The sequence below is a fragment of the Streptomyces sp. TLI_185 genome (assembly GCF_003814765.1).
GTDB lineage: Bacteria > Actinomycetota > Actinomycetes > Streptomycetales > Streptomycetaceae > Streptomyces.
The window spans coordinates 4,746,740-4,761,551 of the sequence record NZ_RKRB01000001.1 but is presented as its reverse complement, the minus strand read 5'-3'; the positions used below and the strand labels follow the sequence as shown (position 1 = coordinate 4,761,551).

The window sequence follows — 14,812 nt, the reverse complement described above, 5'->3', positions numbered from 1 at the left end:
CGAGGGGGTCCCGGGCCGTTACACGTCGGTGAGCCGCGCCGCAGGAATCCCCAGCAGCCTCGCGAAGGCTTGGGGGCGGCCGTCTTTTCCGATCTTGGCAAGGGGATCGTAATCCCCGTCAAAAATCCCCTTCCGTCGTACAACTTTCCACAACCGCCACGGATCTATCACTCGAGCCAACAGGCTCCATGACCACTTTCTCCACTTGGGGAACACAATGCGCATACGTGCCACCGTGGCCGCCGTCTCCGGCGCCCTGGCCCTCTCCGCCTTCGCCGCGCCCGCCGCTCTCGCGGCCGACGGCCCGAAGGCTCCCGCGGGCGTCGCCGCCGCGAACAAGGCCGCCCACTCCGCCACGTCCGGCCAGACCGCGTTCAGCTCCGCAGTCGCCGCCGCCGGTACGCCGTACAAGCTGAACGCCACCTTCTCCGGCGTGAAGATCAACGCGGGCAAGAACATCGTCGTGGGCGCAACCGCCGTCGTGAAGGCGCCGGTCTCCTTCACGCTGACGCACGGCGCGGAGGTCAACATCCATGCCAGCGACTTCTTCTCTGCCGTCGAGCTGTACCGCGGCGAGTCCTTCGACAACGAGGACGAGTGGATCGACAGCAGCAACGCGAAGTGCACCGACACCTCCGCGACGGTCGCCAACTGCACCGCCACCATCACGCTCGACCCGGCAGCCCTGAAGAACGCCCAGTCCGGCGCCTGGAAGTCCGGCGCCTTCGCGGTCGCGTTCAACGGCGAGGACCCGAGCAACCCGAACCTGGACAACGTCGGCGTCGCCACGAAGGACAACGTCGCCACCACCAAGCTCCAGCGCCTGTCCAAGCTGACGGTCAACGCCACCCCCGAGCCGGTGAAGAAGGGCAAGACCATCACCGTCGTCGGCAAGCTCTCCCGCGCCAACTGGGAGGACAACAAGTACCACGGCTACAGCACCCAGCCGGTGAAGCTGCAGTTCCGCAAGAAGGGCTCCAGCACCTACACCACGCTGAAGACCATCAAGACGAGCACCACGGGTGACCTGAAGACGACGACCACGGCCACGGTCGACGGCTACTACCGCTACTCCTTCGCGGGCACCACGACCACCCCGGCGGTCAACGCCACGGGCGACTTCGTCGACGTTCAGTAAGCAGGCCCAGGCCTAGGCAGGAAAGCGGCGGTCGACCCACGTCCACAGCACCTCCAGGGCGACCGCCGCCACCGCCGCGATGCCGACCGCGACCCACGGCATCGTCTCGCCGACCAGCTTCAGCGCGAAGAAGTGCTGGAGCGACGGCACGATCAGCACGAAGAGGAACGCCACGCCCATCGAGGCCACCAGGGCGATGCGCCACCAGGTGTAGGGGCGGGCGATGATCGCCAGGACCCACATGGAGATCAGGAAGAGCGTCAAAGTCGCCGCGCTGGTCTCCGCGTCCAACTGGCCCGGCCCGGTGTAGTAGTGACGGGCCATCAGGTACGTTGCGAAGGTCGCCACCGCAGCCACCACCCCGCCCGGGATCGAGTACCGCATCACCCGCCGTACGAAGTGGGGTTTCGCCCGTTCCTTGTTGGGGGCCAGGGCGAGGAAGAAGGCCGGGATGCCGATCGTCAAGGTCGACAGGAGCGTCAAGTGGCGCGGCAGGAAGGGATATTCCACCTGCCAGCACACCACCAGCACCGCCAGCAGCACCGAGTAGACCGTCTTCACCAGGAACAGGGTCGCTACGCGCGTGATGTTGCCGATGACCCGCCGGCCCTCCGCGACCACCGAGGGCAGCGTCGCGAAGCTGTTGTTCAGCAGCACGATCTGCGCGACCGCCCGGGTGGCCTCCGAACCCGAGCCCATGGACACGCCGATGTCGGCGTCCTTGAGGGCCAGGACGTCGTTCACGCCGTCGCCGGTCATCGCGACCGTGTGCCCGCGGGACTGCAGGGCACCCACCATGTCCCGCTTCTGCTGCGGGGTGACCCGTCCGAACACGGTGCCCTTGTCGAGGGACTTCGCCATTTCCTCCTGCTCGGAGGGCAGGTGGCGGGCGTCCACGGTCGTGCCGGTCAGGCCCAGCTTGGCGGCCACCGCGCCGACCGACACCGCGTTGTCGCCGGAGATGACCTTGGCGCGGACGTCCTGGTCGTCGAAGTAGCGCAGGGTGTCGGCAGCGTCGGGGCGCAGGCGCTGTTCGAGGACGACGAGGGCGGCGGGCCTGGCTCCGTTCGCGGGCTCGGGATCGTCCAGATCGCGGCCGGCCCGGGCGAGCAGCAGCACCCGTAGACCCTGCTCGTTGAGCCGCCCGGTCTCCTTGAGGGCCGGGTCACCGGCGGCCAGCAGCACGTCGGGCGCCCCCAGCAGCCACGTACTCGACTCGCCGTTGCCCTCGCTGAACGTGGCGCCGCTGTACTTGCGGGCGGAGGAGAAGGGGAGTGATTCGGTGCAGCGCCAGTCCTCTACGTCCGGGTAGGCGTCGATGATCGCCTGGAGCGAGGCGTTCGGCCGTGGGTCGGACTCGCCGAGGGCGCCGAGGACCTTGCGTACGTACGACTCGTCGGCGCCCTGCAGCGGCCTGAGCTCGGTGACGTCCATGCCGCCCTCGGTGAGGGTGCCGGTCTTGTCGAGGCAGACGGTGTCGATGCGGGCGAGGCCCTCGATGGCGGGGAGTTCCTGGACCAGGCACTGTTTTCGGCCAAGTCGTATGACGCCTATCGCGAAGGCGACCGAGGTCAGCAGCACCAGCCCTTCCGGGACCATGGGCACTATGCCGCCGACCGTCCGGGCGACCGAGTCCTTGAGGCCGTGCTGCTTGACGACCAACTGGCTGACGACCAGGCCGATCGCGGTCGGGATCATCATCCACGTCACGTACTTGAGGATCGTCGAGATACCGGTACGCAGCTCGGAGTGGACCAGGGTGAAGCGGGAGGCCTCCTCGGCGAGCTGGGCGGCGTAGGCCTCGCGGCCCACCTTGGTGGCCTTGAAGGCGCCGCCGCCGGCCACCACGAAGCTGCCCGACATGACCTGGTCCCCGGGCTTCTTGACCACCGGGTCGGCCTCGCCGGTGAGCAGCGACTCGTCGATCTCCAGCCCGTCGGCCTCTACGCACACCCCGTCGACCACGGCCTTGTCCCCCGGCCCGAACTCGATCAGGTCGTCGAGCACGATCTCCGACGTACTGATCGCGGCGGCCACCCCGTCCCGCCGCACCGTGGGCCGCGCCTCCCCGATCACCGCGAGCGAATCCAGGGTCTTCTTCGCCCGCCACTCCTGGATGATGCCGATGCCGGTGTTGGCGATGATCACGTACCCGAACAGGCTGTCCTGGAACGGCGCGACGAACAGCATGATCAGCCAGAGCACACCGATGATCGCGTTGAACCGGGTGAAGACGTTCGCCCGGACGATCTCGCCCATCGACCGGCTGCTGCGCACCGGAACGTCGTTGACCTGCCCCCGCGCGACCCGCTCGGCCACCTCGGCCGCGGTCAGCCCCCGCGCCGTCACCGGAACGGGTACGGGGTGCACAGGGTCGAGCTCCGCGCCCGCGTCGATGTGCGTCATGCATTCGACGGTACGTGTGGATTTACGGCTTCACCCGCCGAGTGCCCGGAAGATCCGACCTGGGGAGGAGCCGACTCGTGCGGTGGTTGTAGGCGGGGGAGCAGCAGACGTCGTCCGAACAGGCCCCCGGCGGTGGTGCGGGCCCCGCTGGGGGTGCCGCCCCCCGGACCCCCGCTTCGGCCTGAACGGGCTCGTCCTCAAACGCCGGACGGGCTGGGGGGTGGCGCAGACTCCGCCGCGGTTGCCCTCTTGATAGCCGCGTCCCGCTTCCTCACGAACCAGACGCCGTACAGCCCGAGCACGCCCCCGGCCAGGCACGTCCACAGCCACCACGTGTGCCCGTGGTCGTCGAACCAGCCGTAGAAGGGAAGCTGCACCAGGAAGAGGACGAACCAGAGGATCGTGCCGCCGGTGATGGTGGCGACCACGGGGCCCTCAAGGGGCTCCGGCGCCTCGTGCTGGGGGGTCCACTTCGCCATGCGCACAGCTTACGAGGAGGAGAGGTCTACGCGCGGAGATAGCGCCACCGGATTCATATGTTCATACTGAAACCGTTTGTGCTCGGCGCTGTCTGCTTCTACTCGTAGGAACATCCAATGTCCACCTCGGCCCCCGCCAAGGTCCCCACCCCCGAACAGTCGGGGAAGGCGCCCGTCTCCGGCGCCCTCGACCGCTACTTCAAGATCTCCGAGCGGGGCAGCACCCTGCCGCGCGAGATCCGCGGCGGTTTCGCCACCTTCTTTGCGATGGCCTACATCATCGTGCTGAACCCGATCATCCTGGGCAGCGCGAAGGACATGTACGGGCACCAGCTCGACAACGGCCAGCTGGTCACGGCGACGGCCGTGACAGCGGCGTTCACCACCCTCCTCATGGGTGTCGTCGGCAACGTGCCGATCGCGCTCGCCGCCGGTCTGGGTGTGAACTCGGTTGTCGCGCTCCAGCTCGCTCCCCGGATGTCCTGGCCGGACGCCATGGGCATGGTGGTCCTGGCCGGCTTCATCGTGATGCTGCTGGTCGCCACCGGACTGCGCGAGCGCGTCATGAACGCCGTGCCCTACAGCCTGCGCAAGGCGATCTCCATCGGTATCGGCCTGTTCATCATGCTGATCGGCCTGGTCGACTCGGGCTTCGTCTCGCGTATCCCGGACGTCGCCCAGACCACCGTCCCGCTCCAGCTCGGCGCCACCGGACACCTCAACGGCTGGCCCGTCCTGGTCTTCGTCCTGGGCGCGCTGCTCACCCTCGCGCTGATCGTCCGCAAGGTCTCCGGCGCGATCCTGATCTCGATCGTCACGATGACGGTCCTCGCGCTGATCATCAACGCCGTCGCGAAGATCCCGACCTGGGGTCTGACGACGCCCAAGTGGCCCGGCAACCCGGTCGCCACCCCGGACTTCGGCCTGATCGGAAAGGTCAGTCTGTTCGGCGGCTTCTCCCACGTCGGCGTTCTGACCGGCATCCTCTTCGTCTTCACCGTGCTGCTGTCGTGCTTCTTCGATGCGATGGGCACGATCATGGGCGTCAGCGACGAGGCCAAGCTGACCGACGCCCAGGGCTATATGCCGGGCATCAACAAGGTCCTGTTCATCGACGGCCTCGCGGTCGCGACCGGCGGCGCCAGCTCCTCCTCGGCCACCACCGCGTTCGTGGAGTCCACCGCGGGCGTCGGCGAGGGCGCCCGTACGGGCTTCGCGAACGTCGTCACCGGCGGTCTGTTCGCCGTCGCCCTGTTCCTGACCCCCGTCGCCACGATGGTCCCGTCCCAGGCGGCGACCCCGGCCCTGCTCGCGGTGGGCTTCCTGATCCTGGCCGGCTCCGTCAAGGAGATCGACTGGGCCGACTACACGCTCGCCATCCCCGCCTTCGTGACGATGGTGATGATGCCGTTCACCTACTCGATCACCAACGGCATCGGCATGGGCTTCATCACCTTCGTGGTGCTGCGTCTGGCGGCCGGCCGGGGCCGGGAGGTCCCGGTGGCGATGTACGTCGTCGCGGCAGTGTTCGGCTTCTACTACCTGATGCCCGCGCTGGGTCTCACCTGACCGAAGGGCGTCAGGTGACGCCGTAGAACCTCTCCGTCTCCTCGACGGCGGCCTGGAACCGCTCGTCGAAGTCGTCCCGAATGAGCGTCCGGACCACATAGTCCTGGACGCTCATTCCCCTTTTGGCGGCATGGTCCCGGAGGCGGTCGAGCAGCTCTCCGTCTATCCGCAGGCTGAGCACGTGTGTCCCCATGAACACGAGGTTCGCCGCACCCTGGTGGGCAACGGGTCACTTTCCGGAGCCGACTCACTCATATGAGTGATGTGATGTTTCCTGGCGGTAGGCCCCGGGTCCCCGGGTTCAGTGGCGCGAGTCACGGGCATTCGGCGCGTCGCACCTGGTCCTTAGCGAGAGTAATGAGTTACTCTAAATACATGTCGGACCTCACCCATGGCGACGACGCTGCCGCCGTGAACTCCCTGCGATCAGCTGTCATGCGGCTGTCCCGTCGACTCAAGCACCAGCGGGTCGACGAGTCGCTCAGCCCCACCGAGATGTCGGTGCTGGGCACCCTCTCCAACTGCGGTAGCGCCACACCGGGCGAGCTCGCCCGCAAGGAGCACGTGCAGCCCCCGTCGATGACCCGCATCGTCGCGCTGCTCGAGGCCAAGGGCCTGGTCAGGCTGGAGCCGCACCCCGAGGACCGGCGCCAGAAGGTCGTCACCAAGACCGAACAGGCCGAGGCCATGCTCGCGGAGAGCCGCACCAAGCGGAACGCCTTCCTGGCCAAACTGGTCGACGGCCTCGACGAGGCCGAGTGGGCGAAACTGCGCGCCGCCGCCCCCGTGCTGGAGAAACTCGCGCATCTGTAAGCCACACCGAGGAGGCGAACTCTTTTGAGTACGGGATCCGGAGCAGATTCCGCCCCCGCACCCGCACCTACTACCCCCGCTTCACCCCCGCTTCCCCGCAAGTCCTCGATGTTCAGCTCGCTGAAGGTCAGGAACTACCGCCTGTTCTTCATGGGCCAGGTCGTCTCCAACATAGGCACCTGGATGCAGCGCATCGCCCAGGACTGGCTGGTCCTGAGCCTCACCGGCTCCGCCACGGCCGTCGGCGTCACGACGGCCCTGCAGTTCCTGCCGATGCTGCTCCTCGGCCTCTACGGCGGCGTCCTCGTCGACCGCCTGCCCAAGCGCCGTACGCTGCTCGTCACGCAGACCTCGATGGCCGTCACCGGTATCGCGCTCGCCGCTCTCACCCTCTCCGGCCACGTCCAGGTCTGGCACGTCTACCTCGCCGCCCTCGCCGTCGGCCTCGCCACGGTCGTCGACAACCCGGCCCGCCAGTCCTTCGTCTCCGAGATGGTCGGCCCGGACCAGCTGCAGAACGCGGTCAGCCTCAACTCCGCGAACTTCCAGTCCGCCCGCCTGGTCGGCCCCGCCGTGGCCGGCCTGATGATCACGGGCGTGGGCACCGGCTGGGCGTTCCTCTTCAACGGTCTGTCCTTCGTCGCCCCGGTGGCCGGCCTGCTGCTGATGCGGGCGCGTGAGCTGCACGTCGTCGAGCGGGCACCGCGCGGGAAGGGCCAGCTGCGGGAGGGACTCCACTACGTCGCCGGGCGCCCGGACCTGATCTGGACGATCGTCCTGGTCGGGTTCATCGGCACCTTCGGCTTCAACTTCCCGGTCTACCTCTCGGCCTTCGCGGACGACGTCTTCCACGCGGGTGCCGGCTCCTACAGCGCCTTCAACACGCTGATGGCGGTCGGTTCGCTGGCGGGTGCCCTGCTCGCCGCGCGGCGCGGCACCGCCCGGATGCGCGTCCTGATCGCGGCGGCGGTGGCCTTCGGCGCGATGGAGATCGTCGCCGCAACAGCCCCCTCGCTCTGGCTGTTCGCCCTGCTGATGGCCCCCATCGGCATGTTCGGCATGACGGTCAACGTCACCGCCAACACCAGCATCCAGATGGCCACCGACCCGGCCATGCGCGGCCGGGTCATGGCCCTCTACATGATGGTCTTCCTCGGCGGATCCCCGGTCGGCGCCCCCATCGCGGGCTGGATCACGGACACGTACGGCGTCCGGGCGGGCCTCGCCGTGGGCGGCGCGATCGCCACGGCCGCGGCCGTCACCATCGGCGTGATCCTCGCCCGCATGGGCAATCTGCGCCTGTCGGTCGGCTGGAACCGCGGCCACCCGCATGTGCGGTTCGTGCCACGGGAGCGGCAGGAGGAGCTGGCCGCGGTGGGGTGACCCGTGGGCCGGGGGCTACAGGCGCATCTCCAGCACCTGCCCCGGCCACTGGTGCTCGCCGAGGGTGTAGGCCTCGGTCCGGACGAAGCCGTTGCTCTCGTAGTAGCGGACGAGCTTGCCGTCGTCGCCGGCGTAGGCGTCGACCCGCAGCAGGGAGATACCGGCGCGCCTGGTCTCCTCGGCGGCGTGCGCGAGCAGGGCGCTGCCCACTCCATTGCCCTTGAAACGGCGGTCGGAGGCGAGCCAGTGGATGTAGTGCTCCGGCTCGCCGGGCGGCGGGAGGTGGGACAGGTAGGAGCCGGGCTTGTCGGTGAGGGTGAGGGTCGCGGCCGGCACGCCGTCGACCTCGGCTATGTACGCGGTGCCCTCCTCCATGTACCCGCGGACCGACTCCACCGTCTTCTGCTGCTGCGACAGCGGCTTCGTCCCCCACTGACGGGTACGTCCCTGGCCCACCAGCCACTCCACACAGCTGTCGAGCATGCCGAGCATCACGGGGATGTCGTCCGGCCCGCCTTCTCTGATGCTGATCTCCATGCCCCCATGGTGGCAGGCTGGTGTGCATGAGACTGTTCGCCGCGGTGCTGCCCCCCGAGGGAGTCGTCGATGAACTCGCCGCTGAAGTGGCGGAGTTGAAGAAACTTCCGGGGGCGGGGGCACTCCGCTGGACGGCGCGGGAAGGGTGGCACTTCACGCTCGCGTTCTACGGCGAGGTCGACGAGGACCTCGTACCGGAGCTGTCGGCTCGGCTGGAGCGGACGGCACGGCGGACGCCGCCCTTCGAGCTGGCGGTGCGCGGTGGGGGCCAGTTCGGGCACGGGCGGGCGTTGTGGGTGGGGGCGGAGGGGGAACTGCCGACCCTGCGGCTGCTCGCCGACCGCTCGGAGGCCGCGGCGCGCAAGGCCGGGGTGGCGATGGGGGAGCACCGGCGGTACAAGGCGCATCTGACGGTGGCGCGGAGCCGGGACGCGGTGGACGTACGGCCGTATGTCGCCGCTCTCGGGGAGTTCACGAGCCGTGCGTGGACGGTGGGGGAGCTGGTGCTGGTGCGGAGCGATCTGCCGAGGTCCGGGGTGCCGGGGGAGCAGCCGCGTTACGAGGCGGTCGCCCGTTGGGCGCTCGGGGGTGCCGGTTAGGCTCGGGTACGTGGACCCGAAGACCCGGAACCGGATCATGGCCGGTGCGCTCGTTCTTTTGCTGGTGGTTGTGGCCGTCGCGGCGGCCGTCAGGTAGCCAGGCAGGGGAACTGCGCGCTCGTTGCCGGGTGCGGGCCGCGTATGTGGCTTGTCGCGCCCGCGGGGCGGAGCCGCATATCGACTCCGCCCCGCGCCCCTGTCGGGGCGCTCCTGTTCCCGGCGCTACCAGGCGAAGGCCTCCGGGGACGGCCCCGGGCCCGGGAAGATTTCGTCCAGGCCGGCGAGGAGCTCGTCGCTCAGCTCCAGCTCCGCCGCCCTGATCGCCGACTCCAGCTGCTCGGCCGTGCGCGGGCCCACGATCGGGCCGGTCACGCCGGGGCGGGTCAGGAGCCAGGCCAGGGCGGCCTCCCCCGGTTCCACGCCGTGCTTGTCGAGCAGGTCCTCGTACGCCTGGATCTGGGCGCGGATGGTGGTGTTGGCGAGGGAGTCCGCGGCCCGGCCGCTCGCCCGGCGCCCGCCCTCGACCTCCTTCTTGATCACACCGCCGAGCAGGCCGCCGTGCAGCGGTGACCAGGGGATGACCCCGAGGCCGTACTCCTGCGCGGCCGGAATGACCTCCATCTCGGCGCGGCGCTCGGCGAGGTTGTAGAGGCACTGTTCGCTGACGAGACCGATGGTGCCGCCGCGGCGGGCGGCGATCTCGTTGGCCTGGGCGATCTTGTAGCCGGGGAAGTTCGAGGAGCCGACGTAGAGGATCTTGCCCTGCTGGACCAGGACGTCGATCGCCTGCCAGATCTCCTCGAAGGGGGTGCGGCGGTCGACGTGGTGGAACTGGTAGACGTCGATGTGGTCCGTCTGCAGCCGCTTCAGGCTGGCGTCGACCGCGCGCCGGATGTTCAGCGCGGAGAGCTTGTCGTGGTTGGGCCAGGCGTCACCGTCCGCGGCCATGTTGCCGTACACCTTGGTGGCGAGGACGACCTTGTCGCGGTGGGCTGCGCTCTTGGCGAACCAGTTGCCGATGATCTCTTCCGTACGGCCCTTGTTCTCGCCCCAGCCGTACACGTTGGCGGTGTCGAAGAAGTTGATGCCGGCGTCCAGCGCCGCGTCCATGATCGCGTGGCTGTCGGCCTCGTCCGTCTGCGGTCCGAAGTTCATCGTGCCGAGGACCAGTCGGCTGACCTTGAGTCCCGTGCGTCCGAGCTGCGTGTACTTCATGACCACCTAGCCAACGGCCTGGAGTGCGCTCTATGCAAGGGATCCCCGGAAAATGATCTCTCCCCGGAAATGATCTTCGCCGTGCGAGAAGAACTCAAAAGACAAAATGCTGGACTCTTAACGTATTGAGCACGGACTGGTCGGCTCTCATGACAAACGATCTAGTCGATGTTTTCGTCAAATTGGCCTCACTCGTTTGCCGCGCATCCGGAGGAGGGGACGCGGCGTTAGCGGAATATGGCGAAAGCAAGGTTCCTTAACCCGTACCGTTCCGGAGCGACAGCGGAGGATCTGCCCCCCGCCCGTGCGGTGACAGTGGGGCGCTACACCTTCACGCCCGCCGCGGCGTACTCGGCGGCTGATGCCTGCAGCACCTTGCACGGGGACGGCGCGCGGATCGAACTGCAGGTCACCGGGACCCTGTTCAGTGAATTCCTGGGAATCCTGGACACGGCTCAGGAGGAACTCGGGCGGCGGTGGAACGATCAGGGACGGTCCGGCTGCCACGCGGTTACATGACGGGGGCGGACCTCCATGAACGACGAATACCTGGATCTTTCCTTCACCCCGCACGAACGGTATCCCGGTGACTACCCCACCGGGCTGGCCACCGGCCGCCACCGGGGTCCTGCAGAGGACATGTACGCCACGGGCCCCCTGGTAGAGGGCTGGGACCCGGTCGAGGAACTCACGTCCCTCCTGCAGAACGCCGTGACGGCGGAGCAGGCGGGCACGGTGTCGCCGCCCCGTCGCGAGCCTCCGCCGCCGTCCGACGTCGACTTCACGGGCGAGTCGATGGACAACCTGGCGAGAATCACAGCCGAGTTGCCACCCATCCGGCGCCGTACCGTCCGACATCGGAAAGTGCGGTTCCGGCTGCGCTTCCGCTTCACGTGGTTGCAGACCGTCAGCTTTCTGATCGCCGCGCTCGCCGCTGTGATCGTTTCGATGGTGAGCGTCTTCGGCGGCATGGTGGCCTATGCACCTCTGCGGCACGTCGCATCGGCCACGCAGGGCGGAATACTGACCTGGTGGCCGCTTCTGGTCTACGGCCCCTGGATGGTGGCCTCGCTCTCCATCCTGCGCAGCGCCCTTCACCAACGCAGGGCCGTGCACTCCTGGTTCGTCGTTCTGCTTTTCTCCTTCCTTGCGATGTCACTCTGCGTGGCCGAGGCCGACAGGAGTTTCACCGGTGTCGCCGCAGCGGCCCTGCCGACGCTCGCGTCCCTGGCGTGCTTCCAGCAACTGGTCCGCCAGATCACTCTGACCCGGCCACCGCGGAGAAACATCTCCCGCCACCGTCATCGCCAGACGCCCACAAGTGCCAAATCCCCTGCGTCCAAGAGCGGTTCGGCCACTTCGAAGCCGCGTCCCACCGGTGGCGGCTCGGCGTCCCGAAGCTGAACGGGGATCAGGCCGGCTTCCGGTCGGCCTCCCGCGCCGTACGCTCCAGCCGGTCCCGGTGGTTCTCCCACCAGGCCGCGTCGCCCGAGGGCATGCTGTCGTTGCCCTTCTCCATCCCCACCGCGCCGTCCGTGAGTTCGCGCAGGATGTCGGCGTGCCCGGCGTGCCGGTGCGTGTCGGCGATCACGCGGACCACGGCGTGATGCAACGTCACCTCGTCCCTGCCTTCGGGCCACCACGGCACCCTGCCGACCGCGTCCAGCGGCAGCGCGTCGATCGTCGCGTCCGCGTGCGCCCACACGCGGCGGTAGAGGTCCACGATGTACTCGCGGGACTCGTCGGCGGTGGCCCACATGTCGGCGTTGGGTTCACCGCCCGCTGCCATCCAGGGAAGCGGCCCGCCGGACAACGGCCGCCCGAAGGTGTCGCCGAGGTAGCCCAACTCGGCCCCGGTCGCGTGCTTCACCAGGCCCAGGAGGTTGGTGCCGGTCGGTGTGCGCGGGCGGCGGATGTCGTACTCCGAGAGCCCTTCGAGTTTCCACAGCAGGGCCTCGCGGGCGGACTGCAGGTAGAAGTGGAGGTCGGCCTTGGCGTCAGGGGTGGGGGAGGTCATGGGGGCAGTCTGACGTCGGCACGATCTTCGGGCATCGTCTTTTCCCACCGGCTTTCCGCCGCCTGCGGGAGTGCGCCGGGTTCAGCCGCGGGGGAACTCTTCGGTCTTGAGGGTGAGGCCCACGAGGGTGTTGGTCATATCGACGTCGCCGCCGAAAGCGACGGACAGCTCAACGACGTACTCGCCGTCCTTCGGCTGGGTGTAGAGGTGGCACTTGCCCTGGTAGGGGTCGGTGATGAGGTAGACGGGGATCTCGGCGAGGGCGTAGGCGGTCCTCTTGGGGCCGTAGTCGTTCGGGGCCGTGCCCTTCGAGGTGACCTCGGCGACGAACTCGATGTCCCGGTGGGACCAGAGGCCTTTGGAGTCCTTCTTGGCGCCCTCCCGGATCATCGCCACATCCGGGGCATAACCGTTCAGGATGCCCGGGAAGTCGATGCGAACGTCCGACAGGACATTGACGTCCATGCCGAATTCGTCTTCGAGAGCCCGGACGATCCTGCGGATGATCTTCCAGTGGATATCCCGCTGCGGCGCCATGACGATGGTCCCCTCGACGATCTCGACCTTGTAGCCCTCGGGGGTGGTCCGCTCAAGCGACTCGAACAGGCTGTCCAGAGTCAGCTTGCCGCTGTATTCGGCCATCTCGATCCTGTCTTCAAGGACGGTCATCGTGGCGCTCCTCCCCGGCTGCCCCACGGACGAGCACAGCCGCGCAGTACAACGATACGCACGGTGACCAGGACACGCGGAGGCAAACACATGCCCGATCCCGAGGCCGTCGAGGGTCAGCCCTCGTAGGGCTCCCCGACGTCCCACGCCTGATACATCGCGTCCGCGAACGCCCCCGCGATCTTGTGCTCCCCGCTCGCGTTCGGGTGCGTGCCGTCGTACGTGTCGTGGTGGATGTCGTACGACGGCGGAGGCGAGGCCAGCAGGAGCGGGGAGCGGGGCTCGTCCAGGTCGGCGACCGCCTTGGCCAGGAGTTCGTTGAAGCGGGTCACCTGCGTGGCGAAGGGGCCGTCGTCGGCGGCGCGGACGTTCGGGATCACCGGCAGCACGACCATGCGGATACGTGAGTTGGCCGAGCGGGCCGCCGCCACGAAGCGGTGCACGTTCTCCGCCGTCTGTTCCGCATTCGTGTAGAAGCCCAGGTCGATCAGGCCGAGGGAGACGAGCAGGACGTCCGCGCGGCAGGAGCGCACCGCCTCCCCGATCAGCGGAGCCATGTGCAGCCAGCCCTCGCCCCAGCCCGCCAGATGGGCGCGCGGGAAGTCGGGGTCGGCGTACTCGTACGACACCGGCGCGTCCGTCGCCTTGTCGTACAGCGTCTCGCGCGGGCCGACCAGGGCGAACGGGCCGTCGTACGTCTCGCGCAGGTGCTCCCACATCCGGTAACGCCACGTGTGCTCGCCCGCGCTTCCGATCGTCATGGAGTCGCCGACCGGCATGAACCTAAGCATCCGCTCATGATGGACGATCGGGGAGGGATCAGGGAGGGGCCAATGGGACGGGTGAGGTGTGAGGCCTGCCACGCGCGCCGCCCCGTCAGCCGTCCGTGAACACGGGGCCGGGATGGCAGGCTTGGGGACATGCGCCGACCGTTCGCTCTCCTCGCCGGGGTCCTTCTCGTGGGTGCCTTCGCCGCGCCCGCATCCGCCGCCGACGGCGACGGCAAGGGTGACCAGGGGTTCACCATCAAGGACTCGCGCATCACCGAGTCCAGCGGCCTCGCCGCCTCCCACCAGCACCCCGGCATCTACTGGACCCACAACGACAGCGACGACGGGCCGTACCTCTACGCCGTCGACAGCAGTACGGGCAGGACGGTCGCCCGCGTCACCCTCCGCGGCATCGGCTCACCCCGCGACGTCGAGGCCATCTCCATCGGCCCCGACAACCAGATCTACGTCGGCGACATCGGCGACAACCTCGGCGGCAAGTGGCCGTACGTGTGGATCTACCGGCTGCCCGAGCCGAAGAAACTGGTCGACCAGACCGTGCGGGCCACGCAGTACGTGGTCAAGTACACGGACGGGGCGCGCAACGCCGAGTCGCTCGTCGTCGACCCGAAGACCGGGCGCGCCTACATCATCGACAAGAACGAGAACGGCGGGCACCTGTACGAGGGGCCGGCCAGGCTCTCCGCCTCCGGCACGAACTACTTCAAGCCCGTCGCCACCGTCGACCTCTGGGCCACCGACGCCGCGATCTCCCCGGACGGCAAGCAGCTCGCCGTGCGCGGCTACTTCGGCGGGATCTACTACGACTGGAACGGCGGGAAGATCAAACACAAGGGGCGGCTGAACGTGCCGCTGCAGGGGCAGGGCGAGTCCGTCACCTACTCCGTCGACGGCTCGAAGCTCATGTACGGCAGTGAGGGCGCCGACAGCTCCGTGTCGGCGCAGGACGTGCCGGGCGGGAGCGGTGGCTCCAAGTCGCCTTCGGAGAGCGGGAGTTCGGGTGCGTCGAGCGGGAGCGGCGGCAGTGCGGGCGGCAACCTCAAGATCGGCGCGCTCGCCGTCGCCGTCGCGGCAGCGGTCGTCTTCGGAATCCGGCGGCTGCTGCGCCGCTGACTGACGTCGTAACGCTTGACGTGTTCATGTGATGTGGCTTCCATGGAGGTGCCGGGTTGTGGGAGCGCTCCCACTCGTTCCGG

General features: G+C 68.4%; 15 protein-coding genes. 7 read left to right on the top strand and 8 right to left on the bottom strand.

Going from position 1 to position 14,812, the window contains the following annotated elements:
* Window positions 1–217: 217 nt before the first annotated feature.
* Entirely contained in the window at window positions 218–1,138 is a 921-nt protein-coding gene (locus tag EDD92_RS21780) for a hypothetical protein (protein WP_123965885.1), read from the top strand.
* A 12-nt stretch (window positions 1,139–1,150) separates the two neighbouring features.
* Here EDD92_RS21780 and EDD92_RS21775 read toward each other — a convergent pair whose 3' ends face one another.
* Window positions 1,151–3,544 carry an HAD-IC family P-type ATPase gene (locus tag EDD92_RS21775; protein ID WP_123965884.1) on the bottom strand — a complete coding sequence of 798 codons (2,394 nt, stop codon included), beginning with the start codon at window positions 3,542–3,544 and terminating at the stop codon, window positions 1,151–1,153.
* A gap of 197 nt (window positions 3,545–3,741) precedes the next feature.
* Window positions 3,742–4,023, bottom strand: a complete 282-nt coding sequence (locus tag EDD92_RS21770; protein ID WP_123965883.1) for a DUF2530 domain-containing protein — start codon at window positions 4,021–4,023, stop codon at window positions 3,742–3,744.
* 117 nt (window positions 4,024–4,140) lie between these two features.
* Here EDD92_RS21770 and EDD92_RS21765 point away from each other — a divergent pair, with 117 nt between their 5' ends.
* Window positions 4,141–5,592 (top strand): NCS2 family permease, encoded by a 1,452-nt coding sequence (locus tag EDD92_RS21765; RefSeq protein ID WP_123965882.1) that lies wholly within the window; start codon window positions 4,141–4,143, stop codon window positions 5,590–5,592.
* Between the two features lie 10 nt (window positions 5,593–5,602).
* Here the strand turns inward: EDD92_RS21765 and EDD92_RS21760 are convergent, their stop codons facing one another.
* Window positions 5,603–5,791 carry a ribbon-helix-helix protein, CopG family gene (locus EDD92_RS21760; RefSeq protein ID WP_123965881.1) on the bottom strand — a complete coding sequence of 63 codons (189 nt, stop codon included), beginning with the start codon at window positions 5,789–5,791 and terminating at the stop codon, window positions 5,603–5,605.
* 176 nt (window positions 5,792–5,967) lie between these two features.
* Between EDD92_RS21760 and EDD92_RS21755 the strand changes: the two genes are divergently transcribed.
* Complete coding sequence (locus EDD92_RS21755) at window positions 5,968–6,405, top strand: MarR family winged helix-turn-helix transcriptional regulator (RefSeq protein WP_123965880.1); 438 nt, start codon at window positions 5,968–5,970, stop codon at window positions 6,403–6,405.
* Window positions 6,406–6,429: 24 nt separating this feature from the next.
* Window positions 6,430–7,788, top strand: a complete 1,359-nt coding sequence (locus EDD92_RS21750) for an MFS transporter (RefSeq protein WP_123965879.1) — start codon at window positions 6,430–6,432, stop codon at window positions 7,786–7,788.
* 15 nt (window positions 7,789–7,803) lie between these two features.
* Here EDD92_RS21750 and EDD92_RS21745 read toward each other — a convergent pair whose 3' ends face one another.
* Window positions 7,804–8,325, bottom strand: coding sequence for a GNAT family N-acetyltransferase (locus EDD92_RS21745; RefSeq protein ID WP_123965878.1), 522 nt, complete (start codon window positions 8,323–8,325; stop codon window positions 7,804–7,806).
* 26 nt (window positions 8,326–8,351) lie between these two features.
* Here EDD92_RS21745 and thpR point away from each other — a divergent pair, with 26 nt between their 5' ends.
* Entirely contained in the window at window positions 8,352–8,924 is a 573-nt protein-coding gene (gene thpR, locus EDD92_RS21740; protein ID WP_123965877.1) for an RNA 2',3'-cyclic phosphodiesterase, read from the top strand.
* A 222-nt stretch (window positions 8,925–9,146) separates the two neighbouring features.
* On the opposite strand, the gene EDD92_RS21735 is transcribed toward thpR, so the two are convergent.
* The gene (locus EDD92_RS21735) at window positions 9,147–10,139 is read right to left on the bottom strand and encodes an aldo/keto reductase (RefSeq protein ID WP_123965876.1); all 993 of its coding nucleotides are present in this window, start codon (window positions 10,137–10,139) and stop codon (window positions 9,147–9,149) included.
* 534 nt (window positions 10,140–10,673) lie between these two features.
* On the opposite strand from EDD92_RS21735, the gene EDD92_RS21730 reads away from it, so the two are divergent.
* Entirely contained in the window at window positions 10,674–11,543 is an 870-nt protein-coding gene (locus EDD92_RS21730; RefSeq protein ID WP_123965875.1) for a DUF2637 domain-containing protein, read from the top strand.
* Window positions 11,544–11,550: 7 nt separating this feature from the next.
* Here the strand turns inward: EDD92_RS21730 and EDD92_RS21725 are convergent, their stop codons facing one another.
* The 3 genes from EDD92_RS21725 to EDD92_RS21715 all read right to left on the bottom strand — a co-directional run bounded on the left by EDD92_RS21725 (window position 11,551) and on the right by EDD92_RS21715 (window position 13,616).
* Window positions 11,551–12,156, bottom strand: coding sequence for a DinB family protein (locus EDD92_RS21725; RefSeq protein WP_123965874.1), 606 nt, complete (start codon window positions 12,154–12,156; stop codon window positions 11,551–11,553).
* Window positions 12,157–12,237: 81 nt separating this feature from the next.
* Window positions 12,238–12,825: a Uma2 family endonuclease gene (locus tag EDD92_RS21720; RefSeq protein WP_123965873.1), complete on the bottom strand. Its 588-nt coding sequence runs from the start codon at window positions 12,823–12,825 to the stop codon at window positions 12,238–12,240.
* Between the two features lie 116 nt (window positions 12,826–12,941).
* On the bottom strand, window positions 12,942–13,616 hold the full coding sequence (locus tag EDD92_RS21715) for a GDSL-type esterase/lipase family protein (protein WP_123965872.1): 675 nt from the start codon (window positions 13,614–13,616) through the stop codon (window positions 12,942–12,944).
* A gap of 129 nt (window positions 13,617–13,745) precedes the next feature.
* On the opposite strand from EDD92_RS21715, the gene EDD92_RS21710 reads away from it, so the two are divergent.
* Complete coding sequence (locus EDD92_RS21710) at window positions 13,746–14,729, top strand: WD40 repeat domain-containing protein (RefSeq protein ID WP_123965871.1); 984 nt, start codon at window positions 13,746–13,748, stop codon at window positions 14,727–14,729.
* The last annotated feature ends 83 nt before the right edge of the window (window positions 14,730–14,812 follow it).

Coding starts and splice junctions, on each gene's coding strand:
- EDD92_RS21780 (WP_123965885.1), top strand. CDS start 218: ATGCGCATACGTGCCACCGTGGCCGCCGTCTCCGGCGCCCTGGCCCTC.
- EDD92_RS21775 (WP_123965884.1), bottom strand. CDS start 3,544: ATGACGCACATCGACGCGGGCGCGGAGCTCGACCCTGTGCACCCCGTA.
- EDD92_RS21770 (WP_123965883.1), bottom strand. CDS start 4,023: ATGGCGAAGTGGACCCCCCAGCACGAGGCGCCGGAGCCCCTTGAGGGC.
- EDD92_RS21765 (WP_123965882.1), top strand. CDS start 4,141: ATGTCCACCTCGGCCCCCGCCAAGGTCCCCACCCCCGAACAGTCGGGG.
- EDD92_RS21755 (WP_123965880.1), top strand. CDS start 5,968: ATGTCGGACCTCACCCATGGCGACGACGCTGCCGCCGTGAACTCCCTG.
- EDD92_RS21745 (WP_123965878.1), bottom strand. CDS start 8,325: ATGGAGATCAGCATCAGAGAAGGCGGGCCGGACGACATCCCCGTGATG.
- thpR (WP_123965877.1), top strand. CDS start 8,352: ATGAGACTGTTCGCCGCGGTGCTGCCCCCCGAGGGAGTCGTCGATGAA.
- EDD92_RS21735 (WP_123965876.1), bottom strand. CDS start 10,139: ATGAAGTACACGCAGCTCGGACGCACGGGACTCAAGGTCAGCCGACTG.
- EDD92_RS21730 (WP_123965875.1), top strand. CDS start 10,674: ATGAACGACGAATACCTGGATCTTTCCTTCACCCCGCACGAACGGTAT.
- EDD92_RS21725 (WP_123965874.1), bottom strand. CDS start 12,156: ATGACCTCCCCCACCCCTGACGCCAAGGCCGACCTCCACTTCTACCTG.
- EDD92_RS21720 (WP_123965873.1), bottom strand. CDS start 12,825: ATGACCGTCCTTGAAGACAGGATCGAGATGGCCGAATACAGCGGCAAG.
- EDD92_RS21715 (WP_123965872.1), bottom strand. CDS start 13,616: ATGCTTAGGTTCATGCCGGTCGGCGACTCCATGACGATCGGAAGCGCG.
- EDD92_RS21710 (WP_123965871.1), top strand. CDS start 13,746: ATGCGCCGACCGTTCGCTCTCCTCGCCGGGGTCCTTCTCGTGGGTGCC.